The sequence below is a fragment of the Pedobacter miscanthi genome, from assembly GCF_032678605.1.
GTDB lineage: Bacteria > Bacteroidota > Bacteroidia > Sphingobacteriales > Sphingobacteriaceae > Pedobacter > Pedobacter miscanthi_A.
The window spans coordinates 123,068-139,814 of the sequence record NZ_JAVTSU010000012.1 but is presented as its reverse complement, the minus strand read 5'-3'; the positions used below and the strand labels follow the sequence as shown (position 1 = coordinate 139,814).

Below are 16,747 nucleotides of genomic sequence, written 5' to 3'. Positions count from 1 at the left end.
CTCAAGCTTAAATCATTTTTCTTAAAAATCCAGCTTCACAGCTTTCAGCTTTGGTCTTTCCGCTTTTTACTTAAACCTTATTTCACTTTTCTCTTTACATTTCCAATCTAAAACTCTATCTTTGTACCCCGAAATGGAAGGGATATATTCATCTTTTTTTGCACCCTGCAAATACGGCTTAAATGCCGAAAGCCATTCTTTTTTCAACTCTTTTTTAAATCAAAATCCATATTGTAATTACCATGACTAACTACACCAAGTTACCTGCGATTTTATTACTGGCCGATGGCACAGTTTTTTACGGCAAAGCGGCCGGAAAAATTGGCACCACTACTGGCGAAATTTGTTTTAATACCGGGATGACAGGTTACCAGGAAATTTTTACCGATCCAAGTTATTTTGGACAGATAATGGTTACCACCAATTCACATATTGGCAATTACGGTATCCATAAAGATGAAATCGAATCAGGTTCGATTAAAATCGCTGGTTTAGTTTGTAAAAATTACAACATCGTTTACAGCCGTAAAGAAGCAACAGAATCTATTCAGGATTATTTCCAGAACGATAATTTAGTGGCCATTTCTGATATTGATACCCGTGCATTGGTTCGTCACATCAGGGATAAAGGTGCTATGAATGCCATTATTTCTTCAGAAATTACCGATTTAGAAGAATTAAAACAAAAACTGGCTGAAGTACCTTCAATGGAAGGCTTAGAGCTTTCATCAAAAGTAAGTACAACAGAGCCATATTTTTATGGAAACCCTGAAGCGAGCTTAAAAGTTGCCGCTTTAGATTTAGGCATTAAGAAAAACATTTTACGCAGTTTCGAAAACCGCGATATTTACGTACAGGTTTTCCCGGCTAAAACTACTTTTGCCGAAATGGAAAAATTTAGTCCGGATGGTTATTTTATTTCTAACGGCCCTGGCGATCCATCGGTAATGCCTTATGCTGTAGAAACCATTAAAGATATTTTAGCAGAAGATAAACCATTGTTCGGGATCTGTTTAGGTCACCAGTTATTGGCCGAAGCCAATGGTATCGGCACCATGAAAATGTTTAACGGTCACCGTGGATTAAACCACCCGGTTAAAAACATCATTAAAAACCACTGCGAGGTTACTTCTCAAAACCACGGCTTTGGCGTAATTCCTGATGAAGTTAGAAATTCTGATAAAGTAGAGATTACACACATTAACCTAAACGATAAATCAATCGAAGGTATCCGTGTTAAAGGCAAAAAAGCATTTTCAGTTCAATATCACCCTGAATCTTCTCCAGGCCCGCACGATTCGCGTTACTTATTCGACGATTTCGTTGAAGTAATGAAAGGCGAGTTGGTTTGGTAGGGTTAAGGTAGAAGGTTGAAAGGCTGAAAGTTTGAAGTGAAAGCTTAAAACCAAAGGTTTAAGGTAGAAGGCCAGAAGGTGGAAGGTTTAGGGCGAAAGTTCAAACAAATGAACCAATGACCAATAAACCAATGACCAATGAACCAATAAACCAATAAACAAGAATAAGATCTGCGGATTTGCGGCAAAAACAGGCTGACAGTCCGCAGATTTCTTTTATAATCTATTTCGCCTGCTTAAAACATCATTTTACCGATATTTTAGATCATCTCCATCATAATTCATTTTCAATTCATTTAAAGCTCCTTACATTCGCAATATGGAAACAAAGAAAGCCATTATCAGTGTTAAAGACCTGGTAAAAAAGTACGATGATTTTGTGGCCGTTCAGGGGCTGAGTTTTGAAGTTTATGAGCATGAAATTTTTGGACTGCTTGGTCCTAATGGCGCTGGAAAAACCACCACACTCGAAATTATCGAGACTTTAAGAGAAAAAACGTCAGGCGAAATTATTGTCGATGGCTTTTCTGTTGATCAACAAGCACACGCCATTAAGCAGATTATAGGTGTGCAATTGCAGGCCGCTGGTTATTACCCTAACCTTAACCTGATTGAGCTGATTGAACTTTTTGCCGGCTTATATGGCGCCAACATTAAACCAATGGAAATGCTGGAAAAAGTAAATCTTCAGGATAAGGCAAAAGCAAAATATAAAGCACTTTCTGGCGGACAGAAACAACGCTTTTCTATCGCAACCACACTGATCAACCAACCCAAAATTATTTTCCTTGACGAACCTACAACAGGGTTAGACCCACAGGCCCGCAGAAATCTTTGGGACCTGATTATCGAGATCCGCAATGCTGGCACAACGGTTGTAATTACTACACACTATATGGATGAGGCCGAGCAGCTTTGTGATCGTGTTGCTTTTGTAGAACGTGGTCAGATTATCGCGCTGGATACTCCAGATAATTTAATCGATAAATTAGTAAGCAGTGGTTTTGAGCGCAAAAAAGAGGTTAAAAAGGCCAACCTGGAAGATGTTTTCATCAATCTTACTGGTCAGGAATGGCGTGAGTAACCCCTTAACTCCCTAAAGGGGGAACTTAATGTCGAAGTTTAATACATAGTTCAAAAATAGAATCCAGCAGAATTAATATGCAAAAAAATATACACGATAGAAATTCAGGCTCCCCTTTAGGGGCTGGGAACTATAGTAACCTTACAGCAACCCTTGCCCTCGCCAAAGCGAGTTTCCGGTCGATTATGCGGAGCCCTTCGGCGGTGGTGTTTACGCTAGCTTTCCCTTTAATATTTATCCTCGTTTTTGGCTTTTTGGGCGGCGGCGGCACCCACATCGATGTTGGGGTAACACCAGGCTCTGATGTAAACAACCCGGTTATGGGTATGCTGGAAAAAACAGGTATGATTCGTTTGGTTAAAAATAAATCGAAAGCCGATTTTGATAAATTGCTTGAAAAAGGCAATGTAGATGCCATGATTGATGTGCATAGAAAAGTAAATTCTGCAGCCTATTCGGTTAATGTGGTTTACACTTCCGCATCAAGAGATAAAGGCGGAATTTTAAAATCGGTTTTAAACAATATTTTTTATGATAAAACCTTAAAACCAACCGTAGCAGAAATAAAAGAAAGCACCATAACCGGTCGTGAATATAAAACCATCGATTTTATCCTACCCGGACAGTTGGGGTTCTCACTTTTGAGCACAGGTGTTTTCGGAACGGCATTCGTTTTTTTAAGTCTGCGCCAAACTTTGGTCATTAAACGCTTTTTTGCTACACCAGTAAGACGATCGAGCATTGTAATAGGCGAAGGTATAGCCCGTATCGGTTTCGCTTTAATAGGTGCTTTATTTATCATTTTAATCGGACACTTCTTTTTTGGCTTTACACTCGTCCACGGGGCAATCACGGTCGTCAATATGCTGATACTGGCAACAATGGGCATTATTGTTTTTATGGGCTTTGGTTTTATTATTTCGGGCATTGCAAAAAGCGAAAGTATGGTACCGCCTATCTCTAATATTGTAACCTTGCCACAGTTTTTATTATCAGGAACTTTCTTTTCTATAGAAGCTTTTCCAAGCTGGTTACAGCCCATCAGCAGAGCTTTACCTCTAACCTATTTAAACGACGCCATGCGCAAAGTTGCTTTTGAAGGCGTAGGCTTATGGGATGTTAAATTCCAGATTATGATCCTTTTACTTTGGGGAATTGGCATTTATGCCGTAGCCGTTAAAGTATTTAAGTGGGAATAACCAACATGATAAAAAGAATTTAAAAAGATAACCGCCTGGTTATCTTTTTTTTTGTGAAAAATTTTAATATCGGATAGTAGTATTTTTATATTCAACCGATAATTAGTATATTTGGGTGTGTGGGATTTTGATTTAAGCGATTTAGAAGAGTTACAACAACAAATAGGCAGGTTGTACGATAAAAAGACCAAGTTGGAAAACTCGAGGCCCTTGCCTAATAGTGCCCTACACCGCATCAAAGAAGATCTTACCCTCGAGTGGACGTACAACTCGAACAGTATAGAAGGAAATACCCTAAGCCTGAAAGAAACCCAGATGGTTTTACAGGAAGGCATTACCATTAAAGGCAAATCACTAAGAGAACACTTCGAAGCCTTTAACCACGAAAAAGCCATCGATTATCTCTACACCCTTGTAAACAATAAATATATACTCAGGAGCATCGATATCTTATCATTGCATGGCTTGGTTTTACGCAGCATTGAAGATGATTATGCCGGCCGCTTAAGAAATGGCGGTGTGCGTATTGTTGGCGCAAATTTTACGCCCCCCAATGCCAATAAGGTTTCCGATCTGTTAGATCAGTTGATCATATTTGTTAATGATAACCCTTTAGGTTTAAATGATATTGTATTATCAACTATCTTTCACCATAAACTGGTTTGGATACACCCTTTTTTCGATGGAAACGGTCGTACGGTAAGGCTCGCTATGAATCTATTATTGATGCGTAAAGGCTTCCCCCCTGCCATTATTCTTAAAAACGACAGAAAGAAATACTACGAAGCACTTAATCAGGCCAATAAGGGTAAATACCATAAACTCTGCCTGCTTATGCTGCAGGCAGTAGAACGTTCTTTAAATATCTATCTAAATGCATTACCCAATAGCACATATGGCGATTACGAACCTATTTCGCACATCGTTTCAGAGCCTGATGTTCCTTACGGGCAAGAGTATGTAAGTTTATTGGCAAGGCAGGGCAAAATAGATGCCTACAAAGAAGGCAGGGATTGGCTTACCACAAAAGCTGCAGTAAAAAGCTATATCCAAACGCGCAAAAGGAAACGTTAACTTTTTTTAACTTTTTGCGGTTTGATAATGATGTAATTTTACCAAAAAATATTAAATGAAAAATTTGATCATCTTCTGTAGTATTTTATTGATTGCCAATACTGCAAAAGCACAGTTTAAATTCCTCGCCAATAACAGCTCAAATCAATATAAGGCCAAAATTATTGTAGATAAGTGCGAGAGCAGAACCTGTGATGGAAAAGCGACTATTATTATTTACGATAAAGCAACAGACCGCGAAATAGATACTTTTCATTCTGAAGACCTCGAATTTGGCTTAACCGAAACGCAGGATGCTAAACTGGGCTGGCTCGAACTCGGAAAATATCAGACACCGCTAATTTTCGGCGATTTTAATTTTGACGGACTTGAAGATATCGCCATCAGAAATGGGAATAAAGGTGCTTATATGAGTCCATCTTACGATGTGTACCTGGCAGCAGCCGAAAATAAGTTTGTACTGAACAGCGAATTAACCAAACTGGCCAGCGAAAATCTCGGCATGTTTGATATAGATAAAAAAGCACAACAGGTATCCATCCATCAAAAAGACGGATGCTGTTTCGATAAGACGATTAATTACAAATACGGCAATAAAAATGCACTATATGAAGACTCATCGGTAATTGAAGATTCGAGTATTGCTGATTATGTTACGGTGATTACCCAAAAACTGGTTGACGGCAAAATGAAAAGAACGGTGCAGAAATTTAAGATGAAAGATTATTATAATCAATAGCCAAAATCTACCGTCATTTCAAGCGGAGTACCACCCAGCGGAGAAACCTATCTCGGGATAGATCTCTCCACTGCGTTTCGGTCGAGATGACGACTTTGAGAATTAAATTCTGATTATTTTAAAGTGCTGCTTTTACCAAAAACGGCAAGATCTCTTTCTGAAAGCTTACAAAATTCTTGCGTACGTCTGAATCGCTTACCGAGGTAAATGCAAACGAGAATACAATGCTCTTACTGGCTTTTAGCAAAAAGGCTAATCCTTCTCTTCTGGCCGGGTTATTTTTAAAGTTATCCAGTTGTAGATATGCTGCAAGCAGCAAAGCCTCCAATTGATCTGATAAATGCTTTAGAAATTCCTGTGAGTTTGCATTTTCGCGTACAAAATCCCAACCTATAAACTCATTACAGGCCGTAAAAGACAAACGGCTGGTTTTCATTACCAACGCTTTTAAATGCTCTTCTTCTGAGGCGTAACTTACTTTATTGTGTAAAATTTCGTGCAGGTTCTGATCAAGATAATCCATCAGGATGCTATCCAATACCTGCTCTTTACTTTCAAAATATTTATAAATGGTTGCTTTGGCAATACGTGCCTTTTTTGCAATTTCGTTTACGCTGGTTTTATGATAACCGTATTTTCTAAATAATTCTTTGGCAGCCTTTTTTACTGTTTCTTTTATTTTTTCAGCTTCCATTTTAATTGTTTACGTGTAATAGTGTGTTGCCCTGCAACGAGATATTGTATGCTTTTAAGCTTTTTTCGGCAGGTGCTTTTTGTGGACTGCCATCAAGCAATGAGAATTTTGCTCCAGAACAAGGGTCTGTTGCGGTTACCCCGCTATCGTCAGGCGCTACTTTGCAGATTTTCTCCGGATTTACGGTACTGCAACGATCGAAGGCAACATAAGTACCCAGTGGTGTTTTTACGATCAGCAAGCCACCAACGCCGTAATTTGGCACTACTAACACATTATTTACCGCTTTGATGCTAAATTCGGTTAGCGTAACATTGTAATTTACGGGTACATCCGGAATGTAACCTTCATCCTTACCGCAACCTGTAGTTAATACCAGGATAAATAATATGCTGTATAAATATTTCATCATTAAATTAAAGCAGATTTAAATTGCTTTAAGAAACGTGCATCATTCTCAGAGAATAAGCGCAGATCTTTAATTTCGTATTTTAAATTGGTGATCCGTTCAATTCCCATCCCGAACGCGAAACCGCTGTATTTTTTCGAATCGATACCACAGTTTTCCAAAACATTTGGATCTACCATACCGCAGCCCAAAATTTCTACCCATCCACTGTATTTACAAAACTGGCAGCCGGCTCCTTTACAAATGGTACAAGAAATATCCATCTCTGCAGATGGCTCTGTAAAAGGGAAATATGACGGACGGAAACGCACTTTAGTACCTTCTCCGTACAATTCCTGAACAAAATAAAATAAGGTTTGCTTTAAATCGGCGAATGAAACATTTTCATCAACATACAAACCTTCTACCTGATGGAAAAAGCAATGTGCCCTGGCGGAAATGGCCTCGTTACGGTAAACACGGCCCGGCATAATTGCCCTAAAGGGTGGTTGCCCCTGCTCCATCATCCTCACTTGTACAGATGAAGTATGTGTACGCAAAGCGATATCACCTTTTGCGCCACCTTTTTTAATGAAAAATGTATCCTGCATATCTCTTGCAGGGTGCTCTTCAGGGAAGTTTAACGCAGAAAAGTTATGCCAATCATCTTCAATCTCAGGACCTTCTGCTACCGTAAAACCAAGCTTAGCAAAAATCTCTACAATTTCCCTGCGTACTAAAGCTAAAGGATGGCGTGAACCAATCTCAAAACCTTCGCCCGGTAAAGTTAAATCAAGTTGAGAATTTTCACTTTTGGTTTCGGTACTTTCAGTAGATTCTTTTAATGTTTGATATTTTGATTCGGCAAGTTGTTTAAATTCATTTAAAACTTTACCTAAAGATCTTTTTTCTTCAACAGAAACGGATTTAAATTCGTCGAAAATCTCTTTAATTACCCCTTTGCTTCCTAAATATTTAATACGGAATTGCTCTAGTTCGTCTGCTTTTTCAGTTACGAAAGCATTAATTTTTTCGGTATATTGTGTTATTTTGTCCTGTAACATGGCTCCAAATATACAGCAAATTATCTAATAATTTTAGGGTTGCCGGGTTCAAATAATCTGTTTACAATACCATTATATAAGAAAATGAACCCATAAACAACAAAAGCCGCTAAATAGCAGCTTTTGTATTATCTTAAATCTTATTATTTTAAATCACGCCAAGTTCTTTTCCTACTTTGGTAAAAGCAGCAATTGCTTTATCTAAATGATGTTGCTCATGCCCGGCAGATAACTGTACACGGATCCTGGCTTTGCCCTGAGGCACCACAGGATAAAAGAAACCAATTACATAAATACCTTCTTCAAGCATTTTAGCCGCAAATTGTTGTGCAATTTTAGCATCGTACAACATTACGGGAACAATTGGGTGGAAACCTGGTTTAATGTCAAATCCAGCTGCCGTCATTTTCTCACGGAAATATTGGGTATTGCTTTCTAATTTATCCCTTAATGAGGTAGTTTCGCTCAGCATATCCAATACTGCAATAGATGCACCTGCAATTGCCGGAGCTAAAGTATTTGAAAATAAGTATGGACGTGAACGTTGACGCAACATATCGATAATTTCTTTTTTACCAGAAGTAAAACCGCCCGATGCACCGCCTAAAGCTTTACCTAAAGTACCGGTAATGATATCAATGCGATCTATTACATTAAAATGTTCGTGGGTTCCGCGACCGTTTTTACCGATGAAACCAGTACAATGCGATTCATCAATCATGATCAGGGCTTCATATTTATCAGCCAGATCAGCAATTTTATCTAATGGAGCAACCGATCCATCCATAGAGAAAGCGCCATCGGTAACAATAATTCTGTGACGGCAATCTTTTGCAGCGATCAATTGTTTTTCCAGGTCTTCCATATCCGCATTTTTATAACGGAAACGTTGTGCTTTACATAAACGTACCCCATCAATGATCGATGCATGGTTTAATTCATCAGAAATAATGGCATCTTCAGCATTAAACAAAGGCTCAAAAACACCCCCGTTTGCATCAAATGCAGCCGCATATAAAATGGTATCTTCTGTACCTAAAAACTTAGAAATTTTTGCTTCCAATTCTTTATGTACATCTTGTGTTCCACAGATAAAACGTACTGAAGACATTCCATAGCCATGATCGTCTATCGCTTTTTTGGCTGCTTCGATCACTTTTGGGTGAGAAGAAAGTCCTAAATAATTATTTGCACAGAAATTGACTACTTCAGCGCCGCCGCTTACTTTAATATCGGCACCCTGAGGAGTAATAATGATCCTTTCGCGTTTAAATAATCCAGCGTTTTCGATTTCTTCAAGCTCTTTTTGAAGAACTGGTTGTAATGTTTTGTACATGGCCTTTTTATATGGTTGAATTTATGTCCAAAGTTATAAAAAAAAGTCTTTTCTGCCCTATAAAGGCAATTTTAACCACTCATTTCACAAACAAACGTTTGATTGATCTTATAATCGTAATTACAGCTTTAATTTTGATAAAAACCATACCTATTGACTACTATTTTTTCGATCTTAACAAACTTTAACACACAACTATGTGTATAGTGTTAAAAGATATTCGATATTTATAGCTTACTAATCTACCTTATGATAAGAATTTGCGCGCTCCTATTTTTTTGTGGCCTCACCAATTTTGTTTTTGCTCAACACTTTACAGTTACCGGTACCGTTAAAGATACGAACGGACAACCTGTTCCGTTTGCATCTGTTTATTTAAAAAATACCACTACAGGTACTTCGGCAAATGTTGATGGAAAATATTCGGTAAAGCTGAAAACCGGAGAACATACTTTAAGTTTTAGGGCTGTGGGTTACAAGCAGCAGGAGCATATTGTAAATGTATCGGCAGATCTTTCACTCAATGTAACGCTATCACCAGAAAGTTATACTTTAGAAAATGTAAATATCAGGGCAAATGCCGAAGATCCTGCTTATGCCATTATCCGTAAGGCTATTAAACAAAGAAAAGCACACTTAAATGAAGTTAAAGCGTTTAGCTGCGATGTTTATATTAAAGGCGTTCAGCGTTTAAGGGGCGCACCTAAAAAATTCTTCGGTCAGGATATACAAAAAGTTTTAGAACTGGATACCAACCGAAAAGGTATTATTTATTTATCAGAATCGCAGAGCAAATTTAATTTCAGAAGGCCTAATGATGTGCATGAAGAAATGATTTCATCTAAGGTTGCCGGAAGGAACAATACTTTTAGTTTTAATAAGGCATCAGACCTGATTATCAATTTTTACGATAACTATCTGCTAGAAAATAAGTTAAGTGCAAGGGGTTTTATTTCGCCAATAGCTGATAATGCCCTTTTTTATTATAAATATAAGTTACTTGGCGAAAGCAAGGAAAATGGTGAAACCATCCATAAAATCGAGGTGATTCCACGTCGTGAAAATGATCCGGTTTTCAGGGGCATTATTTATATTATTGATGACAGCTGGAGAATTTACAATACTGATGTTTACCTGACCAAAAACGCAGGGATCAACTTTATTGATACCTTAAACATCAGTCAGCAGTTTACCAAGGTAAATGAGGTGTATATGCCTACCACCATTAATTTTCAGTTTGCAGGCAATGTATTAGGCTTTAAAATAGCAGGTTATTTTGTGGGGATTTACAGTAATTATAACCTTGATCCTAAATTTCCAAAAAACTTTTTTAGTGGTGAGATTTTAAAAGTTACCGAAATGGTGAACAAGAAAGATTCTGTGTACTGGAAAAACAACAGGCCCATTCCTTTAACCGAGGATGAAAAAATCAACTATGTAAAAAAAGACAGCGTTGCTAAATTAAAGGAATCGAAGAAATACCTCGATTCGCTTGAAAAAGACAACAATAAGTTTGGAATTGGAAAATTATTACTGAGGGGTTACAGCATTAACGACCGGTATGATAAAGAATATTGGTCATTCGATCCTATACTGAAATCGATATTTTATAATACGGTAGAAGGTTTTGCTGTTAAATATGGTGTTACCTACCGAAAGGTATTTGAAAACAACAGAAACTATTCCATCCGCCCGGAATTGAGGTATGGTTTTGCCAATCAAAAACTTACCGGCACTTTAACCGGAAGCTACTATTATAACCCACTTAAACGGGCCAGTGTGGGTGCATCGTTCGGTAACGGCATTTTCGACCTGAACAATCTTGGTTCTATGACGACATTGGGTAACTCCATCAATTCATTATTTTATGAAAAAAACTTTGCTAAGTTTTATGAAAAGAGTTTTATTAATATCAATACTACCCGCGAACTGGCTTCAGGTCTTCAGGGAAGTGTAAGCGTAGATTATAGCAGAAACAAAACATTAACGAATAACTCTACATTTAAAATTATCGATGCGAAAGAAAGGGAGTTTACCTCAAACAACCCTTTTAGTCCGGCAACAGAAACACCGCTATTTCCTACATATAATACTTTAAGTGCAACGGCAAGTTTAACCTATACTATCGGACAGCAATACATTAGCCGCCCTGATGGCAAGTTTTATACGGAATCTAAGTTTCCGAAAATTACGGTTTTATATAAAAAGGGATTTAATGGTGTATTAAACAGCGATGTTGATTACGATTTTGTAAAACTTGAAGTTTCTCAGGATAGGATTGGGTTGGGATTATGGGGATATACCTCGTTTTTGGCAGGTGTGGGCAAGTTCCTGAACAACGAAAAAATGTACTACCCTGATTTTAAACATTTCGCGGGTAACATTTCTACCATCTTCCCTCCTAATTTAAGGAAATTCCAATATTTAGATTTTTACCAGTTTAGTACGAACCAACAATATTTCGAGGCCCACCTGGAGCATAATTTTGCTGGTTTCTTTATGAATAAAATTCCTTTATTGCGCAAAGCGAAGCTGGAAGAATTTATCGGCGGAGGTTATCTGTCTTCTCCTGAAAAAAGAAATTACAAAGAATTTTATTTTGGTATCCAGCGCCTCGTATTACGCGCCAGTTATGGCTTTGCCTACGACGGTGGAACCAAGTTAACGCAAGGATTTAGGATTTCGTACGGCTTTTAATAGGGTTTAAGGCATAGGGTATAAGGCGTAAGGTAAGCTTCAATTAATTTTAGATGTGATTCTTAAAAAAGGAATACTCTGAAAGCAGTAGTTAAAAACCTTATACCTTAAGCCTTTTACCTTAAACCTTTTTTACTATCTTTGCCCCGCTTTAAACGCCGTTTGCAACGGTATCAACAGCGTTATGAAAAAATATCAGACCTTACTTTACTATTGCTATAGTTATATAGCAGAGGCAGAACAATTTGCTGCCGATCACCTTAAATTTTGTAAATCGTTAGATTTAGTTGGCCGTATTATCGTTGCCGACGAGGGTTTAAACGGAACCGTTTCTGGTACTGCCGAAGCTTGCGAAGCTTACATGGAAGCCATACACGCCGATGAAAGATTTGCAAAAACAGAATTTAAGATAGATGATGTTGAAGAGCCTTCTTTCCTGAAAATGCACTGCCGTTATAAATCAGAGATTGTACACTCAGGTTTAAGGGATACTTCGATTATTAATCCGAACGAAAAAACAGGAAAACATTTAGAGCCCGTTGATTTCATGAAAATGAAAGATGATGAGGATGTAATCATCCTTGATGTACGTTCTAATTACGAACATAACCTGGGTAAATTTAAAAATGCAGTAACCCTTGATATTGAGAATTTCCGCGATTTCCCTGAACAGATCAATCAGCTTGCCCAATATAAAGACAAGAAGATATTAACGTACTGTACAGGTGGGATTAAGTGCGAAAAAGCTTCTGCTTTGCTTTTACACCATGGTTTTAACGATGTTTACCAATTACATGGTGGCATTATTAAATACGGAAAAGAAGCCGGAGGAAAGGATTTTGAAGGCAAATGTTATGTTTTCGATAACCGTATTGCCGTTGATGTAAACGAGGTAAACCCTAGTATTGTTTCGGTTTGTTATAACTGTGGTAAAACCACGCCTAAAATGATCAACTGTGCCAATCCGGAATGTAACGAGCACATTACCCAATGCGATGATTGCGGAGATGCACTACAGGGCTGCTGCTCAACAGCGTGCACTACCAATCCACGCAAGCGTCCATATGATGGCACTGGATATTATGTAAAGGTTCCGCAGCCGGTGGCTATGAAAATCGGTTAATGGTTCATAGTTTTATGGTTGATAGCCTATAGCCATAGTTAATTAGTCCATCGATTAATGATCCGTAGTTTTATGGTTGATGGCCTATAGCCATACTTATATTGTTCATGGTCCGTGGTTTGTAGCCAATAGTAATTTAACTTAGCTAAAATTCAAATAATTATAAGTCGTAATATTGAGAGAGATAATTATATTTATTTCAAATTCAACGTTATGGCTTTCAAATTTGAAGAACTAAAAGTTTGGCAGATTTCGCTAAATCTCATTAATGAAATAGACGTTATAGCAAAAAATTTCCCAAGGATAGAACTTTTTAGTTTAGCCAATCAAATTAAAAAAGCTGCAGATTCAGTAAACCTTAATATTGCCGAAGGCTGCATGGGACAATCAAAGGCTGAGTTTAAAAGATTTTTAACCTACGCTGTCCGTTCTGGATTAGAAGTGGTAAGTTGCCTTTTCATGGCATCTTCCAGAAAATATATTACGGAATCTGAATTTAGAAGACTCTATACTGAATACGAACAGCTTTGCAAAATGATTTCGAAGTTGAAGGCTTCGCTTTAAGGAAGTATTTTTTGGCTGATGGTTCATGGTTGATGGTTTGGTAGCCATTAGTAAATCAGGGTTTTGAAGCATTCTCTATCTAGCTCATGGTTCATAGTTGATCGTTTGATGGCTAGGTATAATAAACCCCTGCTATAAAGTATTAGCCACTAACCTAAGCAATTCGGCTATCAACCATGAATTAAAAACCATCAACCCTATACAACCATCAAACCACGAGCTAACCTGACCATTAACCACTAACCTAAGCAATTTGGCTATCAACTATGATCCAAAAACCATCAACCATAATACATCTCTCGCCCGTTTTAAACTATTTTTCATTTACTTTGTGTAATAATGGCTTTATCCAGTAACCATTTTATGCTAAACTATTCCCGTTTCCTATTACTGCTTTGTTGCTTTACTGTAAACTCCTATGCATCAGAAATTAAAAGCATTGGCGTACCATATATAGAAAATTATCCCAAATCTGTTTATTCATCCGGTAATCAAAACTGGAGCATCACAAAAGATAAAAATGGCGTAATGTACTTTGGCAATGCCGAAGGACTTTTAACTTTTGACGGTCGTTACTGGCAAAAATACCAGCTCCCTAACCGACAGATTGTTAGATCGGTAGCTACAGATAACAAAGGAAGAATTTATACTGGCGGTTTCGGCGAATTTGGTTTCTGGGCAATTAAAAACAACAGGCTAAGTTATAATTCACTCATCAACCTTTTACCAAAAGATATAAAAATCAATGATGAAATCTGGAAAATTTATGTTGATCAGGACCGGGTAATCTTTCAGTCTTTTTCAAAAATCTTTATCTACAAAAACAATAAAATTGAGGTGGTAAAATCGCCATCTTCCTTTTTGTTCCTGCATAAAGTACGCAACAGGTATCTTATTGAGGTACTGGAAAAAGGCTTATTTGAATTAGTAGGAAACCGGTTAATCCACATTCCAAATAGCGAAAAACTGGGTAAAGAAGGCATCCTTTCTATCCTTCCTTATAAAACGGATGGTTTCATTATCGGCACCAGCAAACAAGGCTTATTTACCTATGATGGAAAAGACTTTGCACCACTAAATACGCCAGCCAATGGCTACCTCAAAACCTATCAACTTAATAACGGGGTAAGTTTATTGGGCAAATATTTTGCTTACGGTACCATTCTTAACGGCTTAATTATTATTGATGAAAACGGAAGGGTTGTTCAGCGGATTAACAAATCCAGCGGCTTACAGAACAATACCGTTTTAAGTTTATATGCGGATAATGAGCAAAATTTATGGACAGGCCTGGATAATGGCATTGATCGGATAGAACTTAACTCTCCCCTATATTTCTATTTTGATAAAACAGGACAATTTGGAACGGTTTACTCGAGTATTATTTTTAACAATAAAATTTACCTGGGTACCAACCAGGGTTTATTTTATAGCGAATGGTCTCCTGATAACCTGTTACCCTTTAATTTTAGATTAATCCCCAATTCGCAAGGACAGGTTTGGGAACTGGCGATTATCGATAACGAATTGATTTGCGGGCACAATAGCGGAACTTTTAAGGTAAATGGCGATCAGATTGATTGGCTTTCCAGATCCGCAGGCGGCTGGACGATCAAAAAGCTAAATTCCAACCCCAATTATCTGGTTCAGGGCACTTATACCGGACTATCGCTCTTTACTGAATCTCCGGGTTCGGGTTTAAAATTTGCGGCAAAAATTGGAGGATTTGACGCACCATCGAGATATGTAGAGCAAGATAACAAAGGCGACATTTGGGTGGCCCACGCATATAAAGGTTTATATAAATTAACTTTAAGTCCTAACTATACCAGCGTAACAGGTACAAAATATTTCGACGAAAAGAATGGCTTACCGGGCAATTACAACATCAATATATTTAATTTGGAAAACAAAATTGTGTTTTCATCTGATGCTGGTTTTTATACTTACGATGAGTTAAGCGATAAATTTACAAAGTATGCGGCATTAAATAAAGAACTTGGTTCGTTCCAATCGTCGAACAAAATCATTAATGCAGGCGGTAAAAAATACTGGTTTATCAATCATGGTAAAACAGCCCTGGTTAATTTTAGTGAGCCGGGCAAGGTAGAAATCGATTCGAACCAGTTTAGTATTTTAGACGGCCGGATGGTTCAATATTATGAGAATATCAGCCGCATCAGCAGTTCCATTTACCTGATCAGTGTTGATGATGGTTTTGTTATTTATAATCCTACGGCACAGCTCAACCTGCAAAAGCAGAAATTACCAGTCATTTTAATCAGGCGCGTGGAAGATATTACCGATAAATTTTCACTCATTAGTGAAACTGGAAATTCCGAAGATGCTACAGAGATCGAAAACAGCCGTAACAACATCCGTATTTCTTATGCGTTGCCCTATTATCGCCAGGCAAAGGTTAAATTTCAGTTTTACTTAGAAGGATATTCTAAAGCCTGGTCTGACTGGACTTATGCCACACAAAAAGATTTCACCAACTTAAGCGCCGGAAACTATGTTTTTAAAGTGAGGGCTAAGATCGATGATAGCACGGTAAGTGAAGAAACCCTTTATGCCTTTACCATTTTGCGCCCCTGGTACCTCAATAACTGGGCAATATTGTTTTATGCAGTCCTGTTTGTTGTGGTATTAATTCTCGGCAAGAAAATTTATGAAAGAAAACTACAACGTGATAGTCAGAAAATAAGCGACCGCCTGCAGGCCGAGCAAGAAGAAATATTAAAACAGGAAGCAGAAACCAACGAAAAACAGATCATTAAACTGCAAACAGAGAAACTGCAGGCTGAACTGGCATCGAAAAACAGGGAACTGGCCAATTCTGCCATGACCTTGGTATACAAAAATGAGCTGCTCCAAAAACTAAGTGATGAAATTACCAAGTTAAAGGACGAAAATGGTAAAAAACTTTCTGACGATCAAACCAGAAAAATCCAGAAAGTAATCAACGACGGCATGAACGATGAGCGCGATTGGCACCTGTTCGAGAATAGCTTTAACGAAGCGCACGAGAGTTTCTTCAAAAAATTAAAAGCGCAACATCCTGATCTTGTTCCAAACGATTTAAAACTTTGTGCTTACCTGAGGATGAACATGAGCAGTAAGGAAATGTCGTCGTTACTAAACATCAGTTTACGTGGGGTAGAAATACGCAGGTACCGTTTACGTAAAAAACTGGAAGTACCCCATGATAAAAATTTAACCGAATTTTTAATGGAGCTTTAGTGCCCGCTACGAGATTAGAATTTTCCATTTCTAAAGTATCAAACCTGACTAAAATCCCTCTGTGATTTCTATTGAGAAATCTATTTTTATGTGTTTTACGCCCAAATCATAAATTGGGCACTACATCATTACCTCTCATAAAGGTTTTTACAGCCCCACAAAACACTTAGTGTTCTTTGTACACTTA

The 16,747-nt window shown here is 37.8% G+C and carries 13 protein-coding genes; 9 read left to right on the top strand and 4 right to left on the bottom strand.

The features are described from left to right. The first annotated feature begins 242 nt into the window (after positions 1-242). The 5 genes from carA to R2R28_RS18460 all read left to right on the top strand — a co-directional run bounded on the left by carA (position 243) and on the right by R2R28_RS18460 (position 5,451). Entirely contained in the window at positions 243-1,355 is a 1,113-nt protein-coding gene (carA, locus tag R2R28_RS18480; RefSeq protein ID WP_316827164.1) for a glutamine-hydrolyzing carbamoyl-phosphate synthase small subunit, read from the top strand. 319 nt (positions 1,356-1,674) lie between these two features. Further along, on the top strand, positions 1,675-2,439 hold the full coding sequence (locus R2R28_RS18475; protein ID WP_316827163.1) for an ABC transporter ATP-binding protein: 765 nt from the start codon (positions 1,675-1,677) through the stop codon (positions 2,437-2,439). A 77-nt stretch (positions 2,440-2,516) separates the two neighbouring features. Beyond that, positions 2,517-3,638, top strand: coding sequence for an ABC transporter permease (locus R2R28_RS18470; protein ID WP_316827162.1), 1,122 nt, complete (start codon positions 2,517-2,519; stop codon positions 3,636-3,638). Between the two features lie 117 nt (positions 3,639-3,755). Further along, positions 3,756-4,712, top strand: a complete 957-nt coding sequence (locus tag R2R28_RS18465) for a Fic family protein (RefSeq protein ID WP_316827161.1) — start codon at positions 3,756-3,758, stop codon at positions 4,710-4,712. Positions 4,713-4,767: 55 nt separating this feature from the next. Beyond that, positions 4,768-5,451 carry an XAC2610-related protein gene (locus R2R28_RS18460; protein ID WP_316827160.1) on the top strand — a complete coding sequence of 228 codons (684 nt, stop codon included), beginning with the start codon at positions 4,768-4,770 and terminating at the stop codon, positions 5,449-5,451. Between the two features lie 118 nt (positions 5,452-5,569). Here the strand turns inward: R2R28_RS18460 and R2R28_RS18455 are convergent, their stop codons facing one another. The 4 genes from R2R28_RS18455 to kbl all read right to left on the bottom strand — a co-directional run bounded on the left by R2R28_RS18455 (position 5,570) and on the right by kbl (position 8,933). After that, positions 5,570-6,145: a TetR/AcrR family transcriptional regulator gene (locus R2R28_RS18455; RefSeq protein ID WP_113950607.1), complete on the bottom strand. Its 576-nt coding sequence runs from the start codon at positions 6,143-6,145 to the stop codon at positions 5,570-5,572. A gap of 1 nt (position 6,146) precedes the next feature. After that, positions 6,147-6,557, bottom strand: a complete 411-nt coding sequence (locus R2R28_RS18450; RefSeq protein WP_316827159.1) for a hypothetical protein — start codon at positions 6,555-6,557, stop codon at positions 6,147-6,149. Then, positions 6,557-7,597 (bottom strand): phenylalanine--tRNA ligase subunit alpha, encoded by a 1,041-nt coding sequence (gene pheS, locus R2R28_RS18445; protein ID WP_316827158.1) that lies wholly within the window; start codon positions 7,595-7,597, stop codon positions 6,557-6,559. Before pheS ends, R2R28_RS18450 begins: the two co-directional genes overlap by 1 nt. A gap of 148 nt (positions 7,598-7,745) precedes the next feature. Then, positions 7,746-8,933, bottom strand: a complete 1,188-nt coding sequence (kbl, locus tag R2R28_RS18440) for a glycine C-acetyltransferase (RefSeq protein ID WP_316827157.1) — start codon at positions 8,931-8,933, stop codon at positions 7,746-7,748. A gap of 249 nt (positions 8,934-9,182) precedes the next feature. On the opposite strand from kbl, the gene R2R28_RS18435 reads away from it, so the two are divergent. From R2R28_RS18435 to R2R28_RS18420, 4 genes are all read left to right on the top strand, one after another. After that, a complete protein-coding gene (locus R2R28_RS18435) occupies positions 9,183-11,630 on the top strand; it encodes a DUF5686 and carboxypeptidase regulatory-like domain-containing protein (protein ID WP_316827156.1) in 2,448 nt (815 codons plus the stop codon). 184 nt (positions 11,631-11,814) lie between these two features. Next, positions 11,815-12,753 carry a rhodanese-related sulfurtransferase gene (locus R2R28_RS18430; RefSeq protein WP_316827155.1) on the top strand — a complete coding sequence of 313 codons (939 nt, stop codon included), beginning with the start codon at positions 11,815-11,817 and terminating at the stop codon, positions 12,751-12,753. Between the two features lie 213 nt (positions 12,754-12,966). Next, the gene (locus R2R28_RS18425; protein WP_316827154.1) at positions 12,967-13,317 is read left to right on the top strand and encodes a four helix bundle protein; all 351 of its coding nucleotides are present in this window, start codon (positions 12,967-12,969) and stop codon (positions 13,315-13,317) included. A 339-nt stretch (positions 13,318-13,656) separates the two neighbouring features. Beyond that, positions 13,657-16,560 carry a triple tyrosine motif-containing protein gene (locus tag R2R28_RS18420; protein WP_316827153.1) on the top strand — a complete coding sequence of 968 codons (2,904 nt, stop codon included), beginning with the start codon at positions 13,657-13,659 and terminating at the stop codon, positions 16,558-16,560. Positions 16,561-16,747: the final 187 nt, after the last annotated feature.